Genomic DNA, 24,091 nt, shown 5'->3' on the forward strand with positions numbered 1-24,091 from the left:
TCATCTGCCCGATCCGTATCGTCGCCTTCAGAGACAATCCGAGAGCCGCTCGATCGCGGCGGGTGCATCGATACGGCCGGCACCGAGTCCGTCGGTGTTGTCTCCCGAGAGTTCAACTGCACCCTGCGTAATCGCCTGTCGGACGCGCCGCGGGTGCAGGTCGGGCGCGAGTTCGCGGAGCAAGCAAGCGAGTCCGGCGACCTGCGGTGCCGCCATCGACGTGCCGGGTTTGTACAGATACCGCTTGCCGTAAATCGATTCCGGGACCGTCGAGAGGACGTAGTTCGTTGGATACGGATACGCGACCGCGTCGGGATCGGTCGTCCGTGTTTTCGCTTGCGTCTCGTAGCCGCCGCCGGGCGCAGCGACGTCGACCGCCCCGTTGCCGTAGTTCGAGTAGATGCTGCGTTTGTCGGTCGGGCCGGTCGACGCGACGGTGACTGTTCCGGGAGTCTCGGCGGGGAGCACGTAGTCGGATTCACGGTCGACGTTGACCCCTCTGTTGCCAGCGGCGGCCACGACCACGACCCCCTGTTGCATCGCGTGTTGCACGACGCGGCGCACCGCGGCGAACGCGCGGCTGTTGTTGGGTCGGATCCCGCGAATGCTCGCGTTGACCACGTCGACGCCGAGGTCAACGGCGTAGTCGATCGCGATGAGGATGTCCGCAAGCGTCCCGATAAGCTGGCTGTACGTGGTCTCACCGTACGAGTATACGGGGTCGAAAAACATCGTGCGAAGCGAGACGATCGACGTATCGGGAGCCATTCCGACGATCCCGGAGCTGTTGCGCGGTGCGGCGGCGATGCCGGCGACGTGGGAGCCGTGTCCATCGACGTCGTCGGCGACAGGCTGTGTGATCCGTTCGGTCGGCTTCAAGACGGGTCCGGAGTTCGTCGCCGTCCGCACCTCGCCGGTTCCGGCGTGGACGTGTGCGTTTCGAACGAGTCGGCTCCGGTCGGCGTCGACCCGCGATGCGAGATCCGGGTGGTTGAAACTGACTCCCGAGTCGATAATCGCGATCGTCGTTCCATCGCCGGTCGCCCGGTCGTGGGCCGCGTCCGCGCGGATGAGTCGCTTATCCCACTGTTTGTCGGACAACGGCTCGTCCCTGCGAACCACCTCGCCCTCACTTTGTTCGATATCGTCGAAAACGTACGTTTCGTTCGTGACGGTGTCAGTAACGGCCGCCATCGACCGAAGCTCGTCGCGCTTCGCTTTCGGCCCTTGGACGATGAAAACCGCTCCGTCGGCCAGTTCGTGTCGTACTTCGAACCCGGCCCTCGAGAGTCGGGAGCGGAGCCCGCTCCCCCCACCGAGGACGATATAGACCTTGCGGTCGTCCGCCACAGTCCGGTCGCTCCCGCTAGCGGTTCCGACCGCACCGATGATGCCACTTCCACCGATCCCTTTGATCAGCGACCGCCTCGAAACGCTTCTACACTCTTTCATGAATGTCCTATCGAATATTATTTCTACAAAATTAAAATAATTACGGGAGTATATGGTTTTATTTTTTGCGGGTAGATCGGATCGCTGCCCCCGACGACTTGACAAGCCGTCGGCTTGTTACTCAAACCGTGAACGACGACATCGACCGCGACCTGCCGATGGATGTCGCCGACGCGCTCCGCGATCGCGAGGAGACGCTGGCGGTCGCCGAATCCTGCACCGGTGGACTGATCGGCGCTGCGATCACCGCCGTTCCGGGCGCGAGCGACTATTTCGACGCCGGCCTGACGACCTACGCCTATGGTGCCAAACGCCGCCATCTCGGGGTGAATCGCGAGGCGCTGGACGAACACGGTGCCGTCTCCGAACCCGTCGCCCGCGAGATGGCACAGGGGGTTCGGGATGTCGCGGACGTAACGTGGGGTCTCTCGACGACCGGTGTCGCCGGCCCGACCGGGGGCAGCGCCGACACGCCGGTCGGCACCGTCTACATCGGGGTCTCCTACGCGGGACCGTGGGGCAGCGAGGAGTCGTACGCGACCGTCTCGAGATACGAGTTCGACGGCGACCGCGCTGACGTTCGCGCCGAGACCGTCGACCGGGCGCTCGCGGACCTGCTTTCGGAACTCGAGGCGCGGGAGATGAGTCGCTGACCGTCACTGGACGCCCGGTCGAACGACGGCCGTCCGATCGGTGTGAAAATCTTTCGATCGGTTCGATCGGGAGCGCACGAGCGACCGATTCGACTCGGTGAGACATTCGTCTGCACCTCGAATCAGTACCGAATCCGACACATGTCTGACTTGATGACAATTCCGAAAGAAAAACTATTCCTTCCACGACTTCCCAGATGCGGATAGATGAACAAGAAGGGCCACGTGCTGAACGCCGTTCTGCTGAGCATCGGGTTGGGCTATCTACTCGAGCCGGCGGGGGATATGGAGACGTTCAGAACGATCGTGATGATCGGCGTGCCTGTGACGCTCGGAGCGCTCTTTCCGGACGTCGACACCGCCTTCGGCAAACACCGGAAGACGCTGCACAACCTGCCGATTCTGATCGGCTTCGTGGCCTTCCCGTTCGTGTTCGGCAACCTCGAGTACGTCTGGATCGGCGTGTTGACCCATTACGTTCTCGATATCGCCGGGAGCAAGCGCGGGATCGCGCTGTTTTACCCGCTCTGGAAGGAAGAGTTCGGACTCCCGATCGGCGTCGCGGTCAGCAGTAAACGCGCGGATCTCATGATGGTACTCGTCACCGTCGGCGAACTGGCCCTCGCCGCCGCGCTCGTGTTCGAAGTTCCCCGGTGGGGCTTCGAGATGGGGCGACAGCTACTCGGTCTGTAGTCGACTGCCGGTTCTAGCGAGAAGTGTCCTGGTACCGACTCGTCATCCCATTCGTCATCCCATTACTTACCCGTCCGGCGGTCCGTCGAATACACGAATGCCAGCAGCAGATCGCCAGCGTCCACGGTCGGATTTCACCGATGGCCAGCCGCCCATTCGCTGTGACGAGTGCCGGTCTGCCCTTCGATCAGATCGGCAGCAGGCCGTTTCGTTTCTCCTCCTGGACCAGCTCACGATCCCCGTTCTCAGCTGTGACGACCACCTCGAGCGGTTCACCTCGATCTGTGGGCTCACCACCGAAGCGACGGCCGATCTCTTGCACCACCGACCGGCCGGTGGTATCACCTGTCCCGGCTGTCGCCTCGCACCGTCTAGTTCGACCCAACACATGATACCGGTCCAGGAGGGGATACTCGTCCCCATGGCATGTCCGGAACACCAGTCGAAAATCGTTCAGCGATTCCAGACGGGACTCCAGACGAAACAACAGCTGTCAGTCAGCCTCGGCACCACTACGAACGGCTCATTGTGAGCTACCCGTTTGTGATCACGGACGGGCACGCGTACAGCGGTAGTACAGCTGAGAAGAATGACAGCCGAGAAAACCGAGCACTGCTCTCGTTCTGAACCGCTTTCGCCTTCCGATTACTGTCGGTTCGGCGTCCACTCCTCGCAGGCGTCCATGTCGTCCATCGCCGTTTCGTGGCGGGCGCAGTAGGGGACCATCCCATCCGAGGAACGGACGTACTCGAAGTGCGTGCAGTTCCCACAGTAGCGATCCGTCGGTTCGTTCGGCTGCTCGGTCGGCGACTCGACGATCTCCGCGTCGGTGCCGTCGCCCGACTCGAGCGGCGAGGAGATGTCCGAGGCAGCGGACCCGCCGTCGCTGGTCGCAGCGCCGACGGATCGGCGGGTAGGTGAGCCGGTTCCCCTTCCGCCGGACGTCCCCGTTCGACCCGTCGACTGTCGCGACGCGGTCGTCCGCTCCGCTTGCCCGTCGGAGACCGTCGTCCGGCTCTGGTCGGCGTCGGCGTTGGTCTGCGTCTCCACGTCTCCGTCCGGCGTGCCGCCGAGGAATCCGATGCCCCCGAGACCGCCCGAGTCGCTCCCGTCGGACTCGATGACCGTCTTGTTGTGTCGGGTGACGTTCATCTGGAGGGCGCCGCCGGGATCGTTGCGCCGCTTGAACGTCGCGACGGCGGTGAACAGACACCAGACCGCGGTCAGGAGCCCGAGCAGGTAGACGACGCTCACCTCGAGCGTGAGCTGGTCACCGCCGTAGCGCCAGTGTGCCGGGTAGGCGTGCCAGAAGAGCGCGACGCCGAGCAGGCAGAGGCTCGCGCTGATCGCGGCGGCGGCCTGGACGCGCCGGCCGGCCGGTAAGACGACGAAGACGCCGACGAGGATGATCGGAACGCTGAGTCCGGCCAGAACGCCCGCGGCGCGGACGGTCGCAAACTGGGCGGCCATCTCGCCCGAGAGCTCGACCGCGTAGCCGCCGACGAAGTCGGTCGTCGCCACGAGGACCGCAACGACGGCCAGCGCCGCGCCGAGCACCACGAACGCCGTTCCCGCGTACAGCCGGCGGCTCGTCACCTCCGGTGCCGTCCCGTCGTAGACCTCCGTCAGGCTTGTCATACGCGGCCGTTGGGCTCCCCACCACAAAACGATACGTCAGACACATGTCCGACTTTCGAGGCGAACCGTGTCGGAGCCGGCTCGAGCCGACCCGCGGAAGCGAAAGCTTGAATCGCTGTCCTCGCAAACGACCGCCCATGAGTGACGAGGACGAGGAGGCGGAGCCGGCAGTCTCACTCGGAGAGTCGACCCCCGTCGAGGGTGCGCCGCTCGCCCGCGTGAGTTCGCGACTGACCTGGCCGAAAGAGAAGAGCGAAGTCGACCGACTCGAGGGCGAGAGCGTGATCCGAACCCCCGACGGACCCCGCGAACTGTCCGCCGTGCTCGAGGACATCGATGAAACGTACTTCCAGCGCCACCAGGAATTCGAAGCGAACGTCCGGGACGTGATCGGTACCGGACCGATTCCGACCGCGGACGAGTAATACCGTGGCGTCCGAGCCGGATCGCTTCGGTGGCCGCTGGCTCCGGGGTCGATTGGATCTCTCTTGGGTTCAGAAGTCGGTCGTGGTCGGAGCCGTGCTCACGCTGTTGTGGATGCGACTGGTTCCCAGCGAGTTGGATCAGCGGATCGTCGTCGACGGCGTCCTCCTGATCGGCGGCCCGCTCGCGCTCGGGCTATCCCACGGGAACCGTATCGGATGGCGCGTCGACCACGTCGCCGTCCGAAATACGGCGTTGCTCGCGCTGTTCGTCCTCCCCTTCTACGTCGTCGGCTCGACGCTACCGACGATCCGGGCGTACTATCCGATCTGGGAGACGACCGCAGCGCCGGCCGTCTTCATCCCGCACGCGATGAAACTGTTCCTCCTCGCGCTGGCCGCCGAGACCTATTACCGCGGCCTCCTCTGCGTCGGTGTCAAGGAAATCGGCATCAGCGCGGTGTTCATCAGCCCCGTCGTCTACATGCTTCACCACACCTCGAAGCCGCCAATCGAGTTCCTGTTGTCGGGGCCCACGGACGTCCTGTTCGGGGCCGTTGACTACAAATCCGACTCCATCCTCCCATCGGTCGTCGCCCACGGCGGCGGGTTGGTCCTCCTCGACTGGCTCGTCATCCACGACCCGTTGTTCGATCCGAATCGATTGATCAGATTCCTCGAGTGGGCCCCGATTCCGCTCTGAGGGCGTCTCGAGGCCGATCCGGGAACTGCCCCGCTCGGTTCGCGTGGGGCCCGAGTATGCGGATTGCTGTACCGGGTTCCCAGTGCAACTACGACCGTCCTGCGTTGTGCCGAAAACGACCGACAGTGCTGCTCGGGACCGCCCCCGACAACGAGAACTGGCAGACGATCGTCGACGAGACCAGCAAGTTGATCGACGACGCCTACGCGAACCTGTAGGCGGCCGGCTCCAGTTCGGATCGCCGGGCGGTGTTGGAGTCGGAATGCCGTTTCGTTACTGTGGTGGACAGTATGGAATATCAACATTTATGCGTCCGATCGGAGTGGCTGAACTATGGACGCTCGGACCTCGTTTCTCGCTCTCTCGGTCTGTGTCCTCGGCACGCTCGCCGCACTGATCGTGCTCCCGCTGGTGGAGTACGTACTGGCGGCCTGTTTGCTCGCGGTCGTCCTCCGACCGCTGTACGAGCGACTCGCACCGCGAGTCGGCGAGCGCACCGCCGGACTCACAGCCACCGGCCTCGCCGTGGTCGGCGGTGTCATCCCGCTGGTGCTCGTCTCGCTGGTCGTTCTCCGTACCGCCGCGTCGGTTCGCGAGACGACGTCGATCGACCACATTGCGGCGAACACGGGAGAGTTCGCGCGAGCCGAACTCAGACTGGCCGACGGGACGGTCGCGGCCCTCGAGTCGTCGGTAACGACCGAACTCGAGGGAATGATCGCGGGTGCGGCCGACGTGACCCTGGCCCGGACTGTCGGGCTCGTGACCACCGCCGCCGACATCGTTGCGGGGACTATCGTCCTCGTGTTCGTGCTGTACTATCTGCTCGTGGACGGCCCGGCAGCGGTCGACTGGATCCGACGGCACGTCCCGCTCGAGCGCCGGGTCCTCGACGACCTGTTCGAGGAGATTCACGTCGTCGTCTGGGCGGTCCTCCGCAGTCACGTGCTCGTCGCGGTCATCCAGGGGATACTCGGCGGACTGGGCCTCGCCCTCCTCGGGGTACCGTACGCGCCAGTATTGGCAGTCGTGCTGGTTCTCGTGTCCTTCCTCCCGACGATCGGGGTCTGGCTCGTCTGGGGACCGGTGACGGTCGCCCACGCGGCCTCGAGCGGCCCCCTCCGCGGCGTACTCCTGTTGGGCTACGGGATCGCGGTGCTCGCCGTCGTCGACAACTACTTCCGGGCGATCCTCGTCGACCGGCGGGCCGAACTCCATCCGGCGATCGTCCTGGTGGGCGCCATCGGTGGCGTCTTCCTGTTCGGGATCGTCGGGGTGTTCGTCGGTCCCGTCGTTCTCGCGACGTTCAAAGTCTGCGTGGCGGCCGTCGATCGGATCGACCGAACCGCACCGGACGCCGACGCTGACGCCGAGAGCGAGCGCGAGGAAGAACCACTGCTCGCGGACACGAAGCAGTAGCTATAGTAGCCACTGAAAGTCAATGCGCACCTGATCGCATGACTGCGTTGCGATCAGTGTGTAAATCGTTTCAGTGGCTACTATAGTCCGCTCGAGACGGGTAACGTCCTCAATCGGCGCTCTGGGCCCGCTCGGTGCGGCCGGTCGTCGGGACGCCGCGACCCGTCAGCGCCATCGCGAACAGCACGAGCGGCGAGAGGAACCCGAACAGGTAGAACGGCGCGTACTCGAGGGTGGGAACGCCGGTCGCCGAAGCCATGAAGACGCCGCCGGCGTGCCATGGGATGAGCGCGCCGGTAGGGGTACCGGCGGCCTCGACGGCCCGGGAGAGTTCCTCGCTGTCGAGGCCGAACTCCTCGTAGAGGTTTCGGAGCGTCAGCCCGGGGAGGACGATACTCATGTACTGCTGGGCGGTGAGCGCGTTGACGAGGATTGCGGACGCGCCGGTGCCGGCGATCAGCCCGCCGGAACTACGTACGCCCTGCGAGAGGCGGTTCGCGAGCACCGCCAGCACGCCGGTGTGCTCGAGGAGGCCGCCGAGCGAGAGTGCGGCGACGACGACGGTGATCGTCCAGGCGGAGCCGGTGAGGCCGCCGGTCACGAGGAGTTCGTTCACGAGGGCGACCCCGGTCTGGGGCTCGGTGCCGCCCATGAACACCTCCCAGGCGGCGACGAAGCCGGTGCCCTGAACCAGAATCGAGGTGAAGACACCGGCGAAGCCGCCGGCCACGAGCGTCGGAAGCGCGGGATAGCCGTAGAGGGCGAGTCCGAAAGTAACGACGAGGGGCAGGAAGACGAGTACGGAGAGATCGTACGTGCCCGCGAGCGCGGTCTGAATCTCGGCGACGCGGCCGACCGGAATCTCGCCACCTGCCTGAAGGCCGAGCGCGGCGAATCCGGTCACTGCAAGGCCGAACGCGATAGCCGTACCCGTTCGCATACGGCGGATATGGTCGTACAGCGGCGTGTTCGTCACGCCGGCCGCGAGATTGGTCGTATCGGAGAGAGGCGACTGCTTGTCACCCGCGTACGCCCCGGAGATGACCGCACCGACAGTTATGGGCCCGGAGACGCCGAGTCCGGCCCCGATTCCGACGAACGCGACCCCCAGCGTCCCGACAGTCGTCCACGAGGACCCGATGGAGAACGCGACGACGGCTGCCAGAATCGCTGTGACGGGCAGGAACACCGTCGGGGTCAGCAACTCGAGGCCGTAGTACATCATTGCCGGAATCGTTCCCGCGTCGACCCAGGTGGCGATCAGGGCATAGATCGTAAAGATGATCAGCAGCGCCTGTAACCCCATCAGGAGGCCGTTGGAGATTCCGTCCGAGAGCTCGGTCCACCGGTAGCCCAGATAGCGACCGAACGCGCCGACGAAGACGATACTCCAGAGCAACGGAATGTGAGGTGCCAGCCCGAGCAGGGCCGATCCGATACCGAGAAAGACGACGACCGCGAGTACCGGAACGAGTGCGAGGCCGACCGACGGCCGTCGGTCGGGATCGAGATCGTCGATCGTCGTCGGTGTAAAGTCGAAGGTCATTGGCCGGCTTATGCATTTAGGGCATAAAAGAAAAGTGTTTTATTACTATTAAACATGCTCTACGGTATCAGTGGTCATATTCCGGTTCGATAATCAATCTGCCCCCCAACCGTCCGAGTAGAGATGCCTCGAGACGATCTCCGAGAGGGTAGTGATTCTCGAAGCCGGGTCAAACGTACTGCTTGCCACCCGCTTTCGGGCGGGAAAGAGACTGCTTGCTCCCGGTTTCCGACGGGAAAGGAACCGCTTGCCACTGGTTTCCGGATTGGGATACGGAAACACGCGCTCGCGGATCAGTCCACACTCGAGAAGGCGCTCAGATTCGACTGCAACCCGGCTGCGAGTTCTGACTTGCGACGCAATCGCGCGTCGGAAACCGGCAACCGGGTGGCGACCTCCGACACAGCCTCGTGGAAGGTCTCGGCCTCGCCGTACTGCCCCTCGAAGGCGTTGCGGACGCTCTCGCGGACCTGCCAGACGCCGACCGGGGCCCAGTAGTCGTCGGACACTTCGCGGAGAACGAGACACTTCGCCTGCCGGCCGATCGACTCGAGGTACTCGAGAACGCCCAGTCGGGCGGCGTAATAAGCACCCGCGGTCTCCTCAACGTAGCTCGAGCGGCCTTCGTAGCCCTCGCTGGCGCTTGCGAGCCAGATGTTGTCGCCGGGATCGGGATTCCAGATGCTGCCCGGGGCCTTCATCTCGACGAGTTCGAACTCCCAGTTGCCGGGCGCGAGCACGACCCAGTAGCGGTTGCCGACGTACTCGTTGGCCCAGACCTGCACCTCGTCGATGCTGGGCGCGTTCCGGATTCGACCGCGCAGGTACTTTCCAACGGTGTCATCGACGGCCGTGATCGACCACCGCGTCGGGACGAGTCGGCGCTGCTTGGTCTGGCCGAGCGCGCCCGCCGAGAGGATCGAATTGATGTCGTAGACGTCGAAGCCGCGCCGGTAGAGGTAGGTCATCGCCCCCTCGGCCTGCCAGTCGTCGTCCTCGAGCGTCTTCTTGACCGGTCGGGGAACGTAGGGGTTTTCCTGCAGTTCCGCGTTTCGAGCGTTGGCGCGGGGGCCCCGCGGCGTCGCCACGTCAGTTCCCGTATCCAGTCCGAGATCTGGTTTGTCGTCTAATCCGATCTCGAGGTCGACTGGCCGGTCGGCGATGGCGACCTCGCGTTGGACGCCGACGAAGCCGTCCCAGACGTCGTCCACGTTCGGCGTCATCCGGCTCGCGATCGAGGGCGAGTCGACGTTCGCGCGCTTGCTTGAGTTCAAGAGCCCGGTCCGGCGCTGGAGCACGTCGTCGATAGCGTACCCCTGCTGATACCAGTCGCCGTCGGTGACGTACTCCTCGGCATCGTCCTCGTCACCGACCGGTGAGAGCAATCCGATGGGGATATCAGGATAGTTGGACCGCCCGACGAAAATCGACGGCGAGGTCGAGCCGACGAGAGTGTCGCCGCTCAGAGCGTTGTCGAACTTCCGCTCGAAGTCCTCGAGGTGGTCCGTGATCGCATAGGACTTCTCCGTGGCGAGGCGGCGGCGCTCGGCCTCCGCGTCGGGCTCGAGATCCTCGATGTAGTCGTCGAGGCGCATTCACTCGAAGGAGGTGCGGCACGGTGTTGAATGTTGAGTTTCCGGAGCGCAGTCACTGTCAGCGTGGGACCAGCAGAGATGTCAGAGGCAGAGGTTCGGCGTCCGTGTCGGGCAACCGAACCTCACTCACGACTCCGTGCCGGATCGATAAGTACCCCGCAGGGCGTTTTCAGAGTCGGAAAACGCTACGTAACGAGGGGAGCGATCGATCGCCAACCATCAATAGACCGTCGCCGGTGCGATGCTCGGATCGACGGCGGCTCGGATTCACGACGGACTCGAGAAAGACAATCGTTAAAAACGGCGGGCGGGAAAGGAGGAGTATGAGTACGACCGACGAGAGAGAGACGCGTTCCTGTGTCTCCTGCGGACTCAACATCGCAGGCACGAACGCGGCCGCGTTCAAGTGTCCCGACTGCGGCCAGCAGATCTACCGCTGTGCCAAGTGTCGCAAGCAGAGCAACCTCTACGAGTGCCCCGACTGCGGATTCACCGGCCCATAAGATCTCCCATGGGAAAAGTTGCTGCCAAAATCAAGGTCATGCCGGACAGCCCTGAAAACGATCTCGACGCGCTCCAAGAGCGCCTCGAGAGCGCCCTCCCCGAGGGTGCGAAGATCAACGGCGTCGAGCGCGAGGAAGTCGCGTTCGGTCTCGTCGCTCTCTACCCGACCGTGATCGTCCCCGACGGTGCAGGCGGGACGGAAACCGTCGAGGAGAACTTCAGCGAAGTCGACGGCGTCGAAAGCGTCGGCGTCGAGAACGTCGGTCGGATATAAACGGCCCTCGCCGATCGGTTTTCGGCCATTTCGCTATTTCTCGCGAGCCACTGGTATGCGACTCACGTACGCGTCTCTACGGCTACATCGCTCGAGTGATCCGGGAGAAACGACGTTCAGTGGCTGTAAGAGAGTCTGGTACTTACTGTTGGTCTTCCCTGTTCGCGCCGAGGTTGGCCTGCGAGACGATCTCCGCGCCGATCGAGGAGAGATCAACGGTCACGTCCTCGGTGACGGCCTTGCTGATCTCGTCTAAGTTCCCCGCGAGAACGGTCAGCACGTCGTCGGGGTTAGTGTAGACCAGCATGTTTCCGTCCTGGCCTTCCGCGACGAGTTGCGTGTCGTTCAGGACGACCTGATCGTTCTGAATCGTCGCCGAGACGACCGGTAGCGCCGCCGGCTTCCCCTGTTCGTCGTCCCTGACTTTGCGGATGTGGACCGCCTCGAGGTCGATTACCTCCTTGTGCGTCTTGATCTGTTCGGCGCAGTCGACCATGTCGTTGAGGAGGGCGGTCCGGCGCTCGTTGCCGTGATCGCCGTCGAGACAGTGCTGACAGACGCGGAGTTCGATTCGCATTAACCGTAATTCGTGTTCGATACCGATGAGAATTCCGCTTCAGTACCATGCGGGCTCGGGACGATCTGAGACGAGAACCCGTTACGGATGGACACGGTAAGACTGAGACTGCAGTCCCCGCTGGCGACCAGTCGCTGTCGCCCGCCAGTTCGGCTTCAGCCGATGACGGACGGAACGGAGCCGCGGTGTTCACTCTCGCAACTGCTCGTGGATCTCCCGGATCCGATCGCTCCCCTGATGGACGTAGCCTCCGTGATAACACAGCGTGTGTTCGACCTCGAGGGCTGCCAGGGCCCCGACGGACTCGATCGCACGATCCATATCCGGTGTGAAGTGTGGTTTCGGGCCGGCGAGCGGTTCGTCACCGTCGGTTCCCTCACCACCGTCCGCGACGAGCGCGTCGCCGGCCACGAGCAGGTTCCCCGTCGGGAAGTAAAGCGAGACGTGGCCGGGCGCGTGACCGGGCGTCGCGACGACCTCCATCGGCCCCGCGAGCGTCGGGATGCGGACCTCGTCGACCAGTTCGATATCGACGTCGACGGGCGGATAGCGGTTGCCGTCACCCTTGATCGGGTCGCGCTCGCCCGACACGTACGGCGCTTCTTCGCGGTGGGTCGCGACGACCGCATCGACGTGCTCGAGGAGTTCCGCCAGTCCACCGACGTGATCTCCGTCGTGGTGGGTGAGGACGACGAGCCAGACGTCCGCGAGTTCGTAGTCCAGCGATCGCAAGTGGGTCCTGAGACCGTCGACGGCACCGTCGGGACCGACATCGCACAACACGAGTCCGCGTTCGGTCTCGACGACCGTCGGAGTCACCGTAATCTCTCTGCCTCCGTACTCGACCGCGATCGGGAGCGCGTGAACGCCAGCGTCCTCCTGCATACGAGGGACATTGCAGTGCCACCACGATAGGTGTCGGTGGTTCGGTCGCCGTCGACGACGCCGAACGGGAGGAGATCGTCGCTCGTCACCGTGGTGTGGTTTTCAGTCGTCACTCACCGATCACCATGAATGATTTTATTACTATATAGTTGGAAATCTAATTGATGGCAGATACGGATCAACGTTTCGCCGCTGATATCGACCACGATGCCCTTACGACCGTTCGCGAACAGGACCTTCCCGAGTCGGTACTCCCGCTTCTCGACGTGTACGACGACGTCATCGGGGACAGAGACCGGTTTCTCTGGCAGTGGCTCTATCACCTCTTTCCGACGTTCAGCCTCTCGTGTCTCGACGATGCCCGCGCTCGCGAGGTGTGCAACGCGAAACTGACCGCGTCGATATTCGTCACCGTCGCGGACGACGTCGCCGAACGACACGGTGACCGAGCCACGTTCGACGAACTGACATCGATTCCGTTCGACCACCGCCGGCCGGATCCGGAGCGCTGTGACGTCGACGGCGAAGTCGTTCGATTCCTGATGGATGTCTGGGACGAGTTTTCGGCGCTGTACGATGCGAGCCCCCGTTCGAGGGAGTTCGCGGAGCTGTTGCAGTTCGATCTGCAACAGACGTTTCAGGCGATCGAATACTCGTCCCTCGCAAACCGGTATCCCGGTCTCGTCTCGGAACGCGAACTGTGGCGGTACGACGTCCACAACATGCTGGTCTTTCCCCTCGCCGGGATCGATCTCTCGAACGCACCGTCGTTCGACTCGAGCGAACTCTCGACCCTCCGGCAGGTTCTCGACCGGACCCAGCGGATGGCCCGCATCGGCAACTGGATCTCGACGTGGAAGCGCGAACTCGCCGAGGGCGACTGTAGCTCCGGCGTCGTCGTCCACGCGCTGGAAAACGACATCATCTCGCCCCAACAGGTGCAGGCGGTCCGACGGAACCCGACGGACGCGACGGTCGAGCCGGTCGTTGAAGCGATTACCGACGCGGGTGTCGAGAACTACTTTCTGGACCGGTGGGACACCGAGTACGAGACAGTTGGTCGCTACGAGTCCGAGATCGAGAGCGTCGATATCGGCGCGTACCTCGAGGGGTTCGAGACGGTGCTGAGCTATCACGTCGCGAGCGAGGGCGAGAAGTGACCGGAAGGGCCAGACAGGGCGTCGGGTGACGATCGGGACCGACGACTGCGAATTGTCAGATGACGATCGGGATCGACGACTGCGAGTCGCCGGGCTACGACGAGAGCGCCGTCTCGAACGCGTGCTCGAGGTCGCCGATCAGGTCGTCGACGTGCTCGATCCCGACGCTGACACGGATCAGGCTGTCCGAGAGTCCGGCCGCGAGGCGCTCCTCGCGGGGAATCGCGGCGTGGGTCATCGGTGCGGGCTGCTCGATCAGGCTCTCGACGCCGCCGAGGCTCTCCGCGAGCGTGAACACCTCGGTGTTCGAGACGACTGCACTGGCTTCCTCGAGGCTCGCGTCGAGTTCGAAGCTCAGCATGCCGCCGAAGTCGTCCATCTGCTCGCTGGCGATCTCGTGACCGGGGTGGGACTCGAGGCCGGGGTAGTACACCCGGTCGACGTCGGGGTGGTCGTCGAGCCACGCCGCGATGGCGCGGGCGTTCTCGCAGTGGCGGTCCATACGGACGGGCAGCGTCTTGGTGCCCCGGAGGACGAGGAACGAGTCGAAGGGGCCCGGCGTCGCGCCGACCGAGTTCTGGTAGAAGCCCAATCGCTCGTCCAGTTCCTCGTCGTCGGTCAGCAACGCGCCGCCGACGACGTCTGAGTGACCGCCGAGGTACTTCGTGAGCGAGTGCGAGACGATATCCGCGCCGAGATCCAGCGGCCGCTGGAGGTACGGCGTCGCGAACGTGTTGTCGATCGCACAGAGCGCGTCGTGCGCGTGGGCGATCTCGGCCGCCCCCTCGATATCGACGATCGACATGAGCGGGTTCGTCGGCGTCTCGAGCCACAGCAGTTCCGTCTCGTCCCGAAACGCCGCTTCGATCTCGTCGAGATCGGTCATATCGACGAACGAGAACTCGAGGTCGTAGTCCTCGTACACCTGCGTGAAGATGCGGTGCGTGCCACCGTAGACGTCGTTGCCGGTCACGACGTGGTCGCCGGCCTCGAGCAGGTTCAGGACGGTGTTGATCGAGGCCATCCCGCTGGCAAAGGCGCGGCCGTAGTCGGCACCCTCGAGGCTCGCGAGGTTCGCCTCGAGGTCGGTTCGGGTCGGGTTCCCGGTACGGGAGTACTCGTAGCCGCGATGCTCCCCGGGCGCGTCCTGCTCGTACGTCGAGTTGGCGTGGATCGGCGTCATCAGCGCGCCGGTTTCCGCGTCTGACTCCTGGCCGGCGTGGATCGAACGGGTCTCGATCTGAAACTGCTCGCTGTCGGCGCGGTCGTTTGCATCGTCGTCCATACCGACACAACGGGATCGAGCGGGGTTATTCTGCCGACTATCATTGTCGTCGTCATTCGTCGGCGCAGCACCTGCGAATCGGACGAAGACCCCACGAGTCGTCTCGACTGTTAGTCTCCGCTGACAGTCAGTTCTCGCATCGTGTAATTCTCGGAAGGATATATGTGCTCGGTTGACATGCCGTTCCGTATGCGCGTCCGACACATCAAGTCATCAACGATTCTCGTCGAGTCCGGTGACGTCTCGGTCCTCTGTGACCCCTGGATCCTCGACGGCGCGTTCTACGGTGCCTGGGCGCACTACCCGCCAGTCGAGTTCGAACCCGACGATTTCGACGAGATCGACTACATTTACGTCTCGCACATCCATCCGGATCACTGTCATCGCGAAACGCTCGAGCGGCTCGATTCGGATATCCCAGTCCTGATCCACGATTACAACTGGGACTTCCTCAGACACAACGTCGAGGCCGCCGGGTTCGAGGTCCGCGAACTCCCTCACGGCGAGCGGATCCACCTCGGCGGCGACCTGCACATGAACGTGCTCGCGTCCGACGACTGCGATCCCGCGGTCTGTGGCAACCACTTCGCCTGCCCGTGGATGGCCGAAGACGCCAGCAGCCAGGGAGTCGACGGCTCGACGCAGATCGACTCGATGGCCGTCTTCGACGACGGCGAGCGCACCGTCCTCAACCTGAACGACTGTCGGTGGCCGATGTCTCAACGCGCTGCTGGCCGCGTGAAACGGCAGTACGGCGAGATCGATCTGGCGATGCTCCAGTACACCTTCGCCGGCGGCTATCCGCAGGGCCGGATCGATTACTCCCACGAAACGTTGCTCGAAGAGCGCGAGGCCCGCCGGCTCCAGTCGCTCGACAACGCCGTCGGCTTCCTCGAGTTGCTCGAGCCGGACTACTACATGCCCTTTGCCGGCAACTACACGCTCGCGGGTGATCTCGCGGAGTTGAACGAGTACGTGGCGCGGTCGACGCGGGCGCAGGCGCGCGACTACTTCGAGAGCGAAGAGCGAATCGACGACGGCTCCGAGTGCGTCCTCCTCAACAGCGGCGAGTGGTTCGACGTCGCCGCCGGCGAGCAGTCATCCCCCTACACGCCGATCGATCCCGAGGAGCGCCAAGCGTACATCGAGACCGAACTCGCGGACCGAGAGTTTACGTACGAGTCGGATCCGATGCCGACCCTCGAGGAGTTCGGGGAGTACGTCCCGGCGGCCTACGAGAACTTCGACGCCAAGCGCCGCGGAATCGGGTTCGAATCGGAGACGGAAGTCGTCCTCTCGCTGGTCGACGACCACTACCTGCGGTTTACCGCGGACGGGAGCGGCCACGAAATCGTCGACGGAGTACCGGCGCGAACCGACCGGCGACGGGTCCGAATGGAGATGGATCCCCGACTGACGCTACGGATCCTGAAGGGGCCGCGGTACGCTCACTTCAACAACGCCTACATCGGCTCGCATCTCGGCTTTTCGATCGAGCCGGACGTCTACGAGCGCTCGCTGTTTTACTCGATGAGTTTCCTGCACGCGTGAGCGATTTGCTGGCCGAGAGCCGATATTCTCGGGGTTCCCCGCCCAAAGATGCGCCGAAAGGTGGGAAACGCTGATCCACCACGACGACAGACTGTGAGGAGTCATACCGCGCGAGCGGAGCGAGCGCGGCCTTTTTTGGTCCAGATTTTTTCGAGCGGTTCGACCGAACGCAGTGAGGGAGGACTCGAAGAAAAAAGGTGGGTGAAATACGTGTGTTTTATAACCGTCACCGGACAAAGCGCTCGTACGACTATGCCGAAATCTAATGGCCCTCGTCAGGGAACCCGGAAGAAGCTCGCGAACAGTCCTCGAGACCGCGGTACGTCGCCGCCACAGCGCGCGATTCAGGAGTACGAAGAGGGGGAGAAAGTCCACCTGAAGATCGACCCGAGCGTTGCGGACGGTCGCTACCACCCGCGCTTCGACGGTCGAACCGGTGAGGTCATCGGCAAACAGGGCAGCGCCTTCAAGGTCCAGATCGTCGACGGCAGCAAGGAGAAGACGCTGCTCGTCACCGCAGCCCACATGCGCGCACAGAACCAGGAAAAGAACCGGATCTGATCAGGAATGACGATCTTCAAAGAGATCGTCGACGAGGAGTTCCTGACGGTCTCGGAGACGAAGGAGCTGCTCGCCGACATCGAAGCCGAACGCGCGATGGACGAGGATCGTGAGCTTCGCTACGAGCTCGCGCGAGCGATCGAACACGCCAACCGGTTTGCCGTCCTCGAGACCGAGGAGGCCCAGACGCTCGTCGACGACCTGCGGGCGCTCGAGAAGGTCGACGAGGCGACGGCCTACAAGATCGCTAATCTCCTGCCCCACGACCGGGACGAACTCCGGTCGGTGTACGCACAGCAGCGCTACTCGCTGTCGGGGGACGAACTCGACGAGATTCTCAACGTCGTTGCGAAGTACGCCTGAGACGGACAGTTGTACGGCAGTTCCGGAGCTACCCCAGGACGGTTCGCGGTTGCTCCGGTACGTTGATACACCAACCCGTACGAGTCGATCGAACGCGTTCGACGATCGGTTCGTCGAACACCCGGTCGCTGACGGCCGTCCGGTAGCGAGCCGACTCTTTAAGTACGCCGTCGCCGTATCGGAACCTAATGAGCGAAGCCGATGGCGACGAGACGGACGTTCGGCGCGCGGTCGTGTTGGATTACCTCGCACACGGGCTCTCTGACGACGGCCGACCGCAGTACGCGAAGTCACCGGCAGGCTATGCCGTCAGGATCGACGATTTTCAGCTCTATCAGGTCGCGTTCGACGAGGAGGAGCGACTGACCATCGGAAGCGAGGTCGTCATCGAACCGCCCGCCGAGCGCGACGTCGTCACAGAGGCCCACCGCGTCGAGTACGAGGACCTCTCCTCGGGCGCGCAGTCGGAACTCGAGTACGTCGTCGCCGACCTCGTCGAGGAGAACGAAGAGCGGTTCGTCAATTTCTACAACGACGCTCAGCCGATCACGCTGCGGCTCCACCAGCTGAATCTGCTGCCGGGGATCGGGAAGAAACTGCGGAACGGTATCCTCGACGAGCGAAAGCGCAAGCCCTTCGAGAGCTTCGAAGAGCTGTCCGAGCGCGTCTCCGGGCTCCACGATCCGGACGAAATTCTCGTCGACCGGATCCTTGAGGAACTGCGCGACGACGATCTCAAATACCAGACGTTCGTCGGTCGGCGCGAACAGGAACAGAACCAGTAAGCTGACGGGGGTATGTAGTACTGCGAACCAGTGAATTCCTCGAGCCGTGCGAGCGGGCCTTTGGCCCGCGAGCAGAGAGCGGCTCCTCGCTTCGCGAGGAATCCCGAGGCGGAAAAAGGTACGTGTGAGACGGTGCGTTTACACGCACCCCAGCCGAAGCGCCGGCAATGAGAGATCCAGACGGACTGATCGCCCGGGCGGGCGTCCGTGGCGATCCGGACCGCGACCAGCACTTCCTCGTCGACGATCGAGTGCTGGATCGGCTGCCGAACTATCTAACCGAGATCGACGCCGATACGAGCCACCTGCTCGAGATCGGTGGCGGAACGGGCGCGCTGACCGACCGGTTGCTCACGGTCGGTGACGAAGTGACGGTCGTCGAGCGGGACCGCGAACTCGCCCAATTCTTGCGCGAGGAGTTCGCCGCGGAGATCGACGCCGGCGAACTGACCGTCATCGAGGGCGATGCCCTCGAGGTCGACCTCCCCGAGTTTACTGCATCGGTGTCGAACCTCCCCTACGGCGTCTCGAGCCAGATCGCCTTCCGACTGTTTCCGGAGAAGAAGCCGCTGGTCTTGATGTTCCAACAGGAGTTCGCCGAGCGGATGGTCGCCGAACCCGACACGTCGGAGTACGGCCGGCTTTCGGTCTCGAGCCAGCATTACGCGGATATCGAACTCGTCGAGTCGATCCCGAAAGAGGCGTTTTCACCGCCGCCGGCGGTCCAGAGCGCGGTGGTTCGAGCGATCCCGCGAGAGCCCGACTACGCGGTCGAGGACGAGGAGTTCTTCCTGCGATTCGTCAAGGCTCTGTTCACCCAGCGTCGGAAGACGATCCGGAACGCGATTCGGAACACGGGTCACATCTCCGGACTCTCGGAGCCGGAGGCGGTCGTCGACGCGGCGGACGAGGGCGTGCTTCGGAAGCGGGCCGGCGCGATGGAACCGGCTGAATTCGCCGCGCTGGCCCAGCTCGCGCGGGACGTCGGCGAACCCACCGACAACTAATCTCGGTCGGCGAGCGCTCGAGCGGCGAGATAGCCTCGACTCGCGTCGAACTACCGAACGGAGCGACCCAACCAACGGATACTCAAAGCTGCGCGGACGACAGGACGGCGAGACGAACGCATGTTCGAACTACTGACGGAGCTCGACTGGCTGTCGGAGGCGGTTCCGACAACCGAGCTCAAACTCGCGGTGTCTCTCGCGGCGGTCGGGAGCGTGGTCGCCGTGCTCTTCTCCTACCGACGGCTCCATATGTGGCTCTCCGAGCGGGCAAGGCCGCTGTACGCGGACATCGTCTCGATGTCACTGCTCATCGTCACTTGCTTGGGGAGCATCGCCGTCACGACTGGAGTCTGGGGCCGCACGAACAAGATTCAGCAGCTCTATTCCAATCTCGGTCTCGGAAGCGACGCCGTGGCGCGCGCGCTCTTTTCGTTTCTCTTGCTCGTCATAACGGTCATCGTCACCCGGTTCGTCGCCCGGCTGATCGAGGAGGTCTTCAACTCGTCGACGGCAGTGACGGCCCACCAGCGCAAGGTGACACACCGGCTCTCGCAGGTGATCATCTGGTCCGTCTCGATCGTGGTCGTCCTGGGTATCTGGATCGAGGACCTCGGCAGCCTGCTCGTCGGGGCCGGCTTCCTCGGGATCGTCCTCGGGATGGCCGCCCGCCAGACCCTCGGGACGGTGCTCTCGGGGTTCGTCCTGATGTTCGCCCGCCCCTTCGAGATCGGCGACTGGGTCGAAGTCGAGGACGACGAGGGGATCGTCACCGACATCTCGATCGTCAACACCCAGCTCCGGTCGTTCGACGGCGAGTACATCATGATCCCGAACGACGTTATCGCCTCGAGTACGGTGACGAACCGCTCGAAGCGAGGTCGCCTGCGACTCGAGGTCGAGGTCGGGGTCGACTACGGGACCGATGTCGAACGCGCCGCCGATCTCGCGGAACAGGCGATCGACGAGGTCGACGAGGCGATCGCCGCACCGTCGCCCCAGGTCGTCGGGAAGTCCTTCGGGGACTCGGCAGTCGTGCTTGGCGTCCGGTTCTGGATCGACAAGCCGAGCGCCAGACGCCACTGGAAGGCCCGGACCGCCGCGATCAACGCCATCAAGCGGGCGTTCGAGGCCGAAGACATCAAGATCCCGTACCCGCAGCGCGAACTCTCGGGGCGCGCCGAAACCGGCGGCTTCCGGATCGCCGACGAGAGCGAGGCGACGCCCGCCGCGGAGAACGCGACTGCTGACGACAACGCGCGCGGACAGCAGATGACGACACCGGAGGAGACATAGATGGGACTCGAGGACAAACGCGAGCAAGAACCGGACGTCTACCAGCCCGCCGAGGACTCGAACCTGCTGGCCGAGGCGGCCTGCGAGCGACTCGAGGCGAGCGATCTCGTGCTCGAGGTGGGAACCGGTTCGGGCTACGTTGCCCAACAGATCGCCGACGAAACTGGGGCTCGCGTGATCGCGTCGGACCTGAATCCCCACGCCGTTCGTCAGGCCCGGTCGGCGGGCGTCGAGACGGTACAGGCGGACCTCGTCTCGCCGTTTCGGGACGGTGCGTTCGACGCGGTCGTCTTCAACCCGCCGTATCTGCCGACCGATCCCGAAAACGAGTGGGACGACTGGATGGAACGCGCGCTGTCGGGCGGGGAGGACGGTCGGGCCGTCATCGACCCGTTCCTCGCGGACGTCGGTCGAGTGCTCGCGCCCGATGGTAGCGTCTCCCTGCTGGTCAGTAGTTTGACGGGGGTCGACGAGGTGGTCGAAGAAGCTGGCAAGCACGGCTTTAGCGCCGTCGCCGTCGCCGACGAGTCGTTCCCCTTCGAGACGCTGACCGTCCTCGAACTGGTCCGGTAACCCGCGGGACCCTCTCGATTCCTCGAGCCTGTCGGCTCCCGAATCAGTTCTCCCTCCGTCTGCGCTTCACGCCCTGTGTCGCCCGTTCACAATGGCCTCGAATCGAACGACGGTACCGGTGGAAATCCGGAGAAATTACTGTAGCGTATTAGATCGTATGGAAAATATTAAGCGTCGGTATACCGTAGCCGGGCGTACGATGACTGAGTACGTTTCGACCACGCCGGGGCTGTATCCGCTCCCGGACTGGGCGAAAGACGACCTTTCGAGCCTTAAAGGGCACCAAAAACACGACCTCATCAGCGGCGACGAGGGTGAAGAAATCACCGCGGTCTACGAGGAAGTCCGCGAAGAAGTGATCAAGGTCCAGCAAGAGGCCGGACTCGACCGAATCGTTGAAGGCCAACTGCGCTGGGACGACATGCTTGCCCACCCGCTGGCGGTCGCGGACGCAGTCGAGACCCGCGGGATCGTCCGCTACTACGACAACAACAACTTCTACCGAGAGCCGGTCGTGCAGGACGACCTCGAGCCCACCGGCGACATCGCAGCCGAACTCGAAGCGACCGCGGAACTAATCGACGGTGACGACCTGCAGGCCGTCCTCCCCGGCCCGTACTCGCTGGCCGACCTCGCAACCGACGAACAGTACGGCGACGATGCGGAGTTCCTCGGCGCCATTGCAGAGTTCCTCGAGGGAGAGGTCAATGCCTTCCCTGACCACGAGACGCTGTTCCTGCTCGAGCCCTCGCTCGTCGAGAACGCACCGGCGGACGGCCAGGACGAGCGTGCGAGCGAGGCGATCGATCGTGTCGCGAGCGCAACCGACGCCGACGTCGTCGTCCAGCCCTACTGGGGCGCACTCGAGGAGAAGGTCTACGCGCACCTGCTCGATGCCGATATCGATGCGGTCGGCTTCGACTTCGTCGCGAATCAGGACGACAACCTCTACAACATTCAGGAGTACGGCGCGCCCGACGACATCGCGCTCGGTCTCGCGGACGGCCAGAACACTCTCGTCGAGGACCCCGAGGCGATCCGCGAGCGGACCGAGTGGGTCGAGGGGCAACTCGGCGTCACCGAGTTCGAGACGGTCTACCTGACGACGAACACCGAGACGTTCTACCTGCCCTACGGCAAGTACGTAGAGAAACTCGAAGCCCTCGCCGAAGCCGCGGACCTCGCGGAGGTGAAAGCAGCATGACGAACGAAAACAAAGATCAGTTCCGACAGCCCGATCACGAACACGACCACTTCCTGCTGACGACCGTCGTCGGCAGCTATCCCAAGCCCAAGTGGCTCAACCGCTCGAAGGAGCTCTACGAGGACGACGACGCCGACTTCGACGAGGAGAACTGGCAGGAGGCGAAAGACGACGCCGCACGGATCATCACCGACGAGCACGAACGTGCCGGCCTCGACGTCGTCGTCGACGGCGAGATGCGGCGCACCGAGATGGTCGAGTTCTTCGCCCACCGCATCGAGGGCTACGAGTTCAACGGCCCCGTCAAGGTCTGGGGGCACAACTACTTCGACAAGCCAAGCGTCGTCAGCGAGGTCGAGTACGACGAGTCCTGGCTCGTCGACGAGTACGAGTTCACCGCGGCCGCCAGCGACCGACCGGTCAAGGTCCCGATCACTGGCCCCTACACCCTCGCGAACTGGTCGTTCAACGAGGCCTACGATGACGACGACGAGCTCACCCTCGAGCTCGCCGACCTCGTCAACGAGGAGATCGAGAAACTCGTCGACGCCGGCGCGCGCTACATCCAGATCGACGAGCCCGCGCTCGCGACGACGCCCGACGACCACGCCATCGTCGGCGAGGCCTTAGAACACATCGTCGCCGACATTCCCGAGGAGGTCCGCATCGGCCTCCACGTCTGTTACGGCGACTACTCCCGTATCTACCCCGAAATCCTCGAGTTCCCGGTCGACGAGTTCGACCTCGAGCTCGCGAACGGCGACTACGAGCAACTCGACGTGTTCAAGGACCCCGAGTTCTCCAAGGATCTCGCGCTCGGCGTCTGCGACGCTCACGTCGCCGAGGTCGAGTCCGTCGAGCAGATCGAGGCGAACATCAAGAAGGGCCTCGAGGTCGTCCCGCCGGAACAGCTGGTCGTCTCGCCGGACTGCGGCGTGAAGCTGCTACCCCGCGAGGTCGCCTACGGGAAGATGGCGAACATGGTCGAGGCGGCCCGAAACGTCGAGGCGGACCTCGACGAGGGCAATGTCGACATCGATCTCGGTGCGGCCACACCGGCCGACGACTGATTCGGTTCGATCCCGACTCCTTCCGTTCAAGCCGGTCGTCCGATTGGGTCCAGATCGTCTGATTCGGTCCCGACTGTCCGATTCGATCCTTTTTCCTTCGGTGCGCTACGCTTTCTGCCCGCGCCGAGCGAACGAGACCGATCGTGTGGCAGCCACAGTCCGGATCGGATTCGATCGCAACCGTCAGGGACGATCGATACTTGAGCGGGTTCCGTTACTTCCGATGACGATCATCCCGTCGCGGCGAACGACGATGCCATAGCCGAACAGCGCGAGTTCGAAGATCACGTCGTCGTCCGACCCGCCGTCGCTTCTGACCGACTCCCCGACTGCGAACGTCACCGACTCGATCCCGGAGGTGTCGTCCGCGATGGCCTCGAGCGTCGCCGTCGGCACGTCTCGAATCACGCCCTCGACGGTAAACGCGATCACGTCGGGCGGCGATTTGGCCGATCCGAATCCGTTATCTTCCGAGCGAAGCGCGTCGAGACTGGGAGGAACGTCGTTCGAATCCGGAGTCGCGATGCCGACGTCGGCGTTCTCGAGGCGGAGCGTCGCGGGTCCCGTCAGGTCGATTTCGACGGGGTCCGAGTCGTCGGTCGACACCGCGATACGGACGGGATCCAGGGTCGAACCCTCGAACTCGGCGAGCAGCGCCTCGGTCACGGTGAGACGTCCCTCGATGGCGAATTCGAGCCGGTCGGGCGGCCGTCTCTCGAAGGCATCAGTTAGGTGGATACTCTCGGCTTCGTCGAGATCGATCGTAACGGTCATCGGTGTTCCCGGTACGTCATCGGAGGAGCCACAGGCGTGAAACGCTATCGTATACCACGGAAGTGATCGATCCGATCGCGACCTCGCGACGACCACGCCAAAGC

Annotated in this window: 26 protein-coding genes; 18 read left to right on the plus strand and 8 right to left on the minus strand. The window is 63.8% G+C overall.

What is annotated here, in order from left to right:
* Positions 1-27: 27 nt before the first annotated feature.
* Positions 28-1,452, minus strand: a complete 1,425-nt coding sequence (locus tag ACEWFR_RS00110; RefSeq protein WP_374059140.1) for a S8 family serine peptidase — start codon at positions 1,450-1,452, stop codon at positions 28-30.
* 128 nt (positions 1,453-1,580) lie between these two features.
* Here ACEWFR_RS00110 and ACEWFR_RS00115 point away from each other — a divergent pair, with 128 nt between their 5' ends.
* The 3 genes from ACEWFR_RS00115 to ACEWFR_RS00125 all read left to right on the plus strand — a co-directional run bounded on the left by ACEWFR_RS00115 (position 1,581) and on the right by ACEWFR_RS00125 (position 3,330).
* On the plus strand, positions 1,581-2,105 hold the full coding sequence (locus tag ACEWFR_RS00115; RefSeq protein WP_374059141.1) for a CinA family protein: 525 nt from the start codon (positions 1,581-1,583) through the stop codon (positions 2,103-2,105).
* Between the two features lie 207 nt (positions 2,106-2,312).
* A complete protein-coding gene (locus ACEWFR_RS00120; RefSeq protein WP_374059142.1) occupies positions 2,313-2,798 on the plus strand; it encodes a metal-dependent hydrolase in 486 nt (161 codons plus the stop codon).
* Between the two features lie 97 nt (positions 2,799-2,895).
* Entirely contained in the window at positions 2,896-3,330 is a 435-nt protein-coding gene (locus ACEWFR_RS00125) for a hypothetical protein (RefSeq protein ID WP_374059143.1), read from the plus strand.
* Positions 3,331-3,443: 113 nt separating this feature from the next.
* Here the strand turns inward: ACEWFR_RS00125 and ACEWFR_RS00130 are convergent, their stop codons facing one another.
* Positions 3,444-4,436 carry a hypothetical protein gene (locus ACEWFR_RS00130; RefSeq protein ID WP_374059144.1) on the minus strand — a complete coding sequence of 331 codons (993 nt, stop codon included), beginning with the start codon at positions 4,434-4,436 and terminating at the stop codon, positions 3,444-3,446.
* Positions 4,437-4,573: 137 nt separating this feature from the next.
* On the opposite strand from ACEWFR_RS00130, the gene ACEWFR_RS00135 reads away from it, so the two are divergent.
* From ACEWFR_RS00135 to ACEWFR_RS00145, 3 genes are all read left to right on the plus strand, one after another.
* On the plus strand, positions 4,574-4,861 hold the full coding sequence (locus ACEWFR_RS00135; RefSeq protein ID WP_374059145.1) for a DUF5789 family protein: 288 nt from the start codon (positions 4,574-4,576) through the stop codon (positions 4,859-4,861).
* A gap of 4 nt (positions 4,862-4,865) precedes the next feature.
* Positions 4,866-5,561, plus strand: coding sequence for a type II CAAX prenyl endopeptidase Rce1 family protein (locus ACEWFR_RS00140; protein ID WP_374059146.1), 696 nt, complete (start codon positions 4,866-4,868; stop codon positions 5,559-5,561).
* Positions 5,562-5,894: 333 nt separating this feature from the next.
* Entirely contained in the window at positions 5,895-6,980 is a 1,086-nt protein-coding gene (locus ACEWFR_RS00145) for an AI-2E family transporter (protein WP_374059147.1), read from the plus strand.
* 109 nt (positions 6,981-7,089) lie between these two features.
* On the opposite strand, the gene nhaC is transcribed toward ACEWFR_RS00145, so the two are convergent.
* On the minus strand, positions 7,090-8,526 hold the full coding sequence (gene nhaC / locus ACEWFR_RS00150; RefSeq protein ID WP_374059148.1) for a Na+/H+ antiporter NhaC: 1,437 nt from the start codon (positions 8,524-8,526) through the stop codon (positions 7,090-7,092).
* A 293-nt stretch (positions 8,527-8,819) separates the two neighbouring features.
* Positions 8,820-10,121, minus strand: coding sequence for a DNA repair protein NreA (gene nreA / locus ACEWFR_RS00155; protein ID WP_374059149.1), 1,302 nt, complete (start codon positions 10,119-10,121; stop codon positions 8,820-8,822).
* A gap of 323 nt (positions 10,122-10,444) precedes the next feature.
* On the opposite strand from nreA, the gene ACEWFR_RS00160 reads away from it, so the two are divergent.
* Together ACEWFR_RS00160 and ACEWFR_RS00165 are read left to right on the plus strand one after the other, a co-directional pair.
* A complete protein-coding gene (locus ACEWFR_RS00160; protein WP_098726470.1) occupies positions 10,445-10,624 on the plus strand; it encodes an HVO_2753 family zinc finger protein in 180 nt (59 codons plus the stop codon).
* Positions 10,625-10,632: 8 nt separating this feature from the next.
* Positions 10,633-10,899, plus strand: coding sequence for an elongation factor 1-beta (locus ACEWFR_RS00165; RefSeq protein ID WP_098726471.1), 267 nt, complete (start codon positions 10,633-10,635; stop codon positions 10,897-10,899).
* A gap of 142 nt (positions 10,900-11,041) precedes the next feature.
* On the opposite strand, the gene ACEWFR_RS00170 is transcribed toward ACEWFR_RS00165, so the two are convergent.
* Positions 11,042-11,476 (minus strand): hypothetical protein, encoded by a 435-nt coding sequence (locus tag ACEWFR_RS00170; RefSeq protein ID WP_098726472.1) that lies wholly within the window; start codon positions 11,474-11,476, stop codon positions 11,042-11,044.
* Positions 11,477-11,665: 189 nt separating this feature from the next.
* The gene (locus tag ACEWFR_RS00175; protein ID WP_374059150.1) at positions 11,666-12,361 is read right to left on the minus strand and encodes an MBL fold metallo-hydrolase; all 696 of its coding nucleotides are present in this window, start codon (positions 12,359-12,361) and stop codon (positions 11,666-11,668) included.
* 164 nt (positions 12,362-12,525) lie between these two features.
* On the opposite strand from ACEWFR_RS00175, the gene ACEWFR_RS00180 reads away from it, so the two are divergent.
* Positions 12,526-13,521 (plus strand): hypothetical protein, encoded by a 996-nt coding sequence (locus ACEWFR_RS00180; RefSeq protein ID WP_374059151.1) that lies wholly within the window; start codon positions 12,526-12,528, stop codon positions 13,519-13,521.
* Positions 13,522-13,615: 94 nt separating this feature from the next.
* Here the strand turns inward: ACEWFR_RS00180 and ACEWFR_RS00185 are convergent, their stop codons facing one another.
* Positions 13,616-14,806 carry a cystathionine gamma-synthase gene (locus ACEWFR_RS00185; protein WP_374059152.1) on the minus strand — a complete coding sequence of 397 codons (1,191 nt, stop codon included), beginning with the start codon at positions 14,804-14,806 and terminating at the stop codon, positions 13,616-13,618.
* Between the two features lie 189 nt (positions 14,807-14,995).
* On the opposite strand from ACEWFR_RS00185, the gene ACEWFR_RS00190 reads away from it, so the two are divergent.
* The 9 genes from ACEWFR_RS00190 (at position 14,996) to ACEWFR_RS00230 (ending at position 23,213) form a co-directional block, all read left to right on the plus strand.
* Positions 14,996-16,357 (plus strand): MBL fold metallo-hydrolase, encoded by a 1,362-nt coding sequence (locus ACEWFR_RS00190; protein ID WP_374059153.1) that lies wholly within the window; start codon positions 14,996-14,998, stop codon positions 16,355-16,357.
* 252 nt (positions 16,358-16,609) lie between these two features.
* Entirely contained in the window at positions 16,610-16,918 is a 309-nt protein-coding gene (locus ACEWFR_RS00195) for a 50S ribosomal protein L21e (RefSeq protein ID WP_098726476.1), read from the plus strand.
* A gap of 6 nt (positions 16,919-16,924) precedes the next feature.
* Positions 16,925-17,281, plus strand: coding sequence for an RNA polymerase Rpb4 family protein (locus tag ACEWFR_RS00200; protein ID WP_374059154.1), 357 nt, complete (start codon positions 16,925-16,927; stop codon positions 17,279-17,281).
* Between the two features lie 188 nt (positions 17,282-17,469).
* Positions 17,470-18,066 carry a DUF655 domain-containing protein gene (locus tag ACEWFR_RS00205; protein WP_374059155.1) on the plus strand — a complete coding sequence of 199 codons (597 nt, stop codon included), beginning with the start codon at positions 17,470-17,472 and terminating at the stop codon, positions 18,064-18,066.
* A gap of 167 nt (positions 18,067-18,233) precedes the next feature.
* Positions 18,234-19,073 (plus strand): 16S ribosomal RNA methyltransferase A, encoded by an 840-nt coding sequence (locus ACEWFR_RS00210; RefSeq protein ID WP_374059156.1) that lies wholly within the window; start codon positions 18,234-18,236, stop codon positions 19,071-19,073.
* 120 nt (positions 19,074-19,193) lie between these two features.
* Entirely contained in the window at positions 19,194-20,366 is a 1,173-nt protein-coding gene (locus ACEWFR_RS00215) for a mechanosensitive ion channel family protein (RefSeq protein WP_374059157.1), read from the plus strand.
* On the plus strand, positions 20,367-20,939 hold the full coding sequence (locus tag ACEWFR_RS00220) for a HemK2/MTQ2 family protein methyltransferase (RefSeq protein WP_374059158.1): 573 nt from the start codon (positions 20,367-20,369) through the stop codon (positions 20,937-20,939).
* A gap of 199 nt (positions 20,940-21,138) precedes the next feature.
* Positions 21,139-22,143: a 5-methyltetrahydropteroyltriglutamate--homocysteine methyltransferase gene (locus ACEWFR_RS00225; RefSeq protein ID WP_374059159.1), complete on the plus strand. Its 1,005-nt coding sequence runs from the start codon at positions 21,139-21,141 to the stop codon at positions 22,141-22,143.
* Positions 22,140-23,213, plus strand: a complete 1,074-nt coding sequence (locus ACEWFR_RS00230; protein WP_374059160.1) for a methionine synthase — start codon at positions 22,140-22,142, stop codon at positions 23,211-23,213. The genes ACEWFR_RS00225 and ACEWFR_RS00230 overlap by 4 nt, the downstream gene beginning before the upstream one ends.
* Before the next feature lie 183 nt (positions 23,214-23,396).
* Here ACEWFR_RS00230 and ACEWFR_RS00235 read toward each other — a convergent pair whose 3' ends face one another.
* Positions 23,397-23,987 carry a hypothetical protein gene (locus ACEWFR_RS00235; RefSeq protein WP_374059161.1) on the minus strand — a complete coding sequence of 197 codons (591 nt, stop codon included), beginning with the start codon at positions 23,985-23,987 and terminating at the stop codon, positions 23,397-23,399.
* Between the last annotated feature and the right edge of the window lie 104 nt (positions 23,988-24,091).

The sequence above is a fragment of the Natrinema sp. H-ect4 genome (assembly GCF_041894845.1).
Taxonomy (GTDB): domain Archaea; phylum Halobacteriota; class Halobacteria; order Halobacteriales; family Natrialbaceae; genus Natrinema.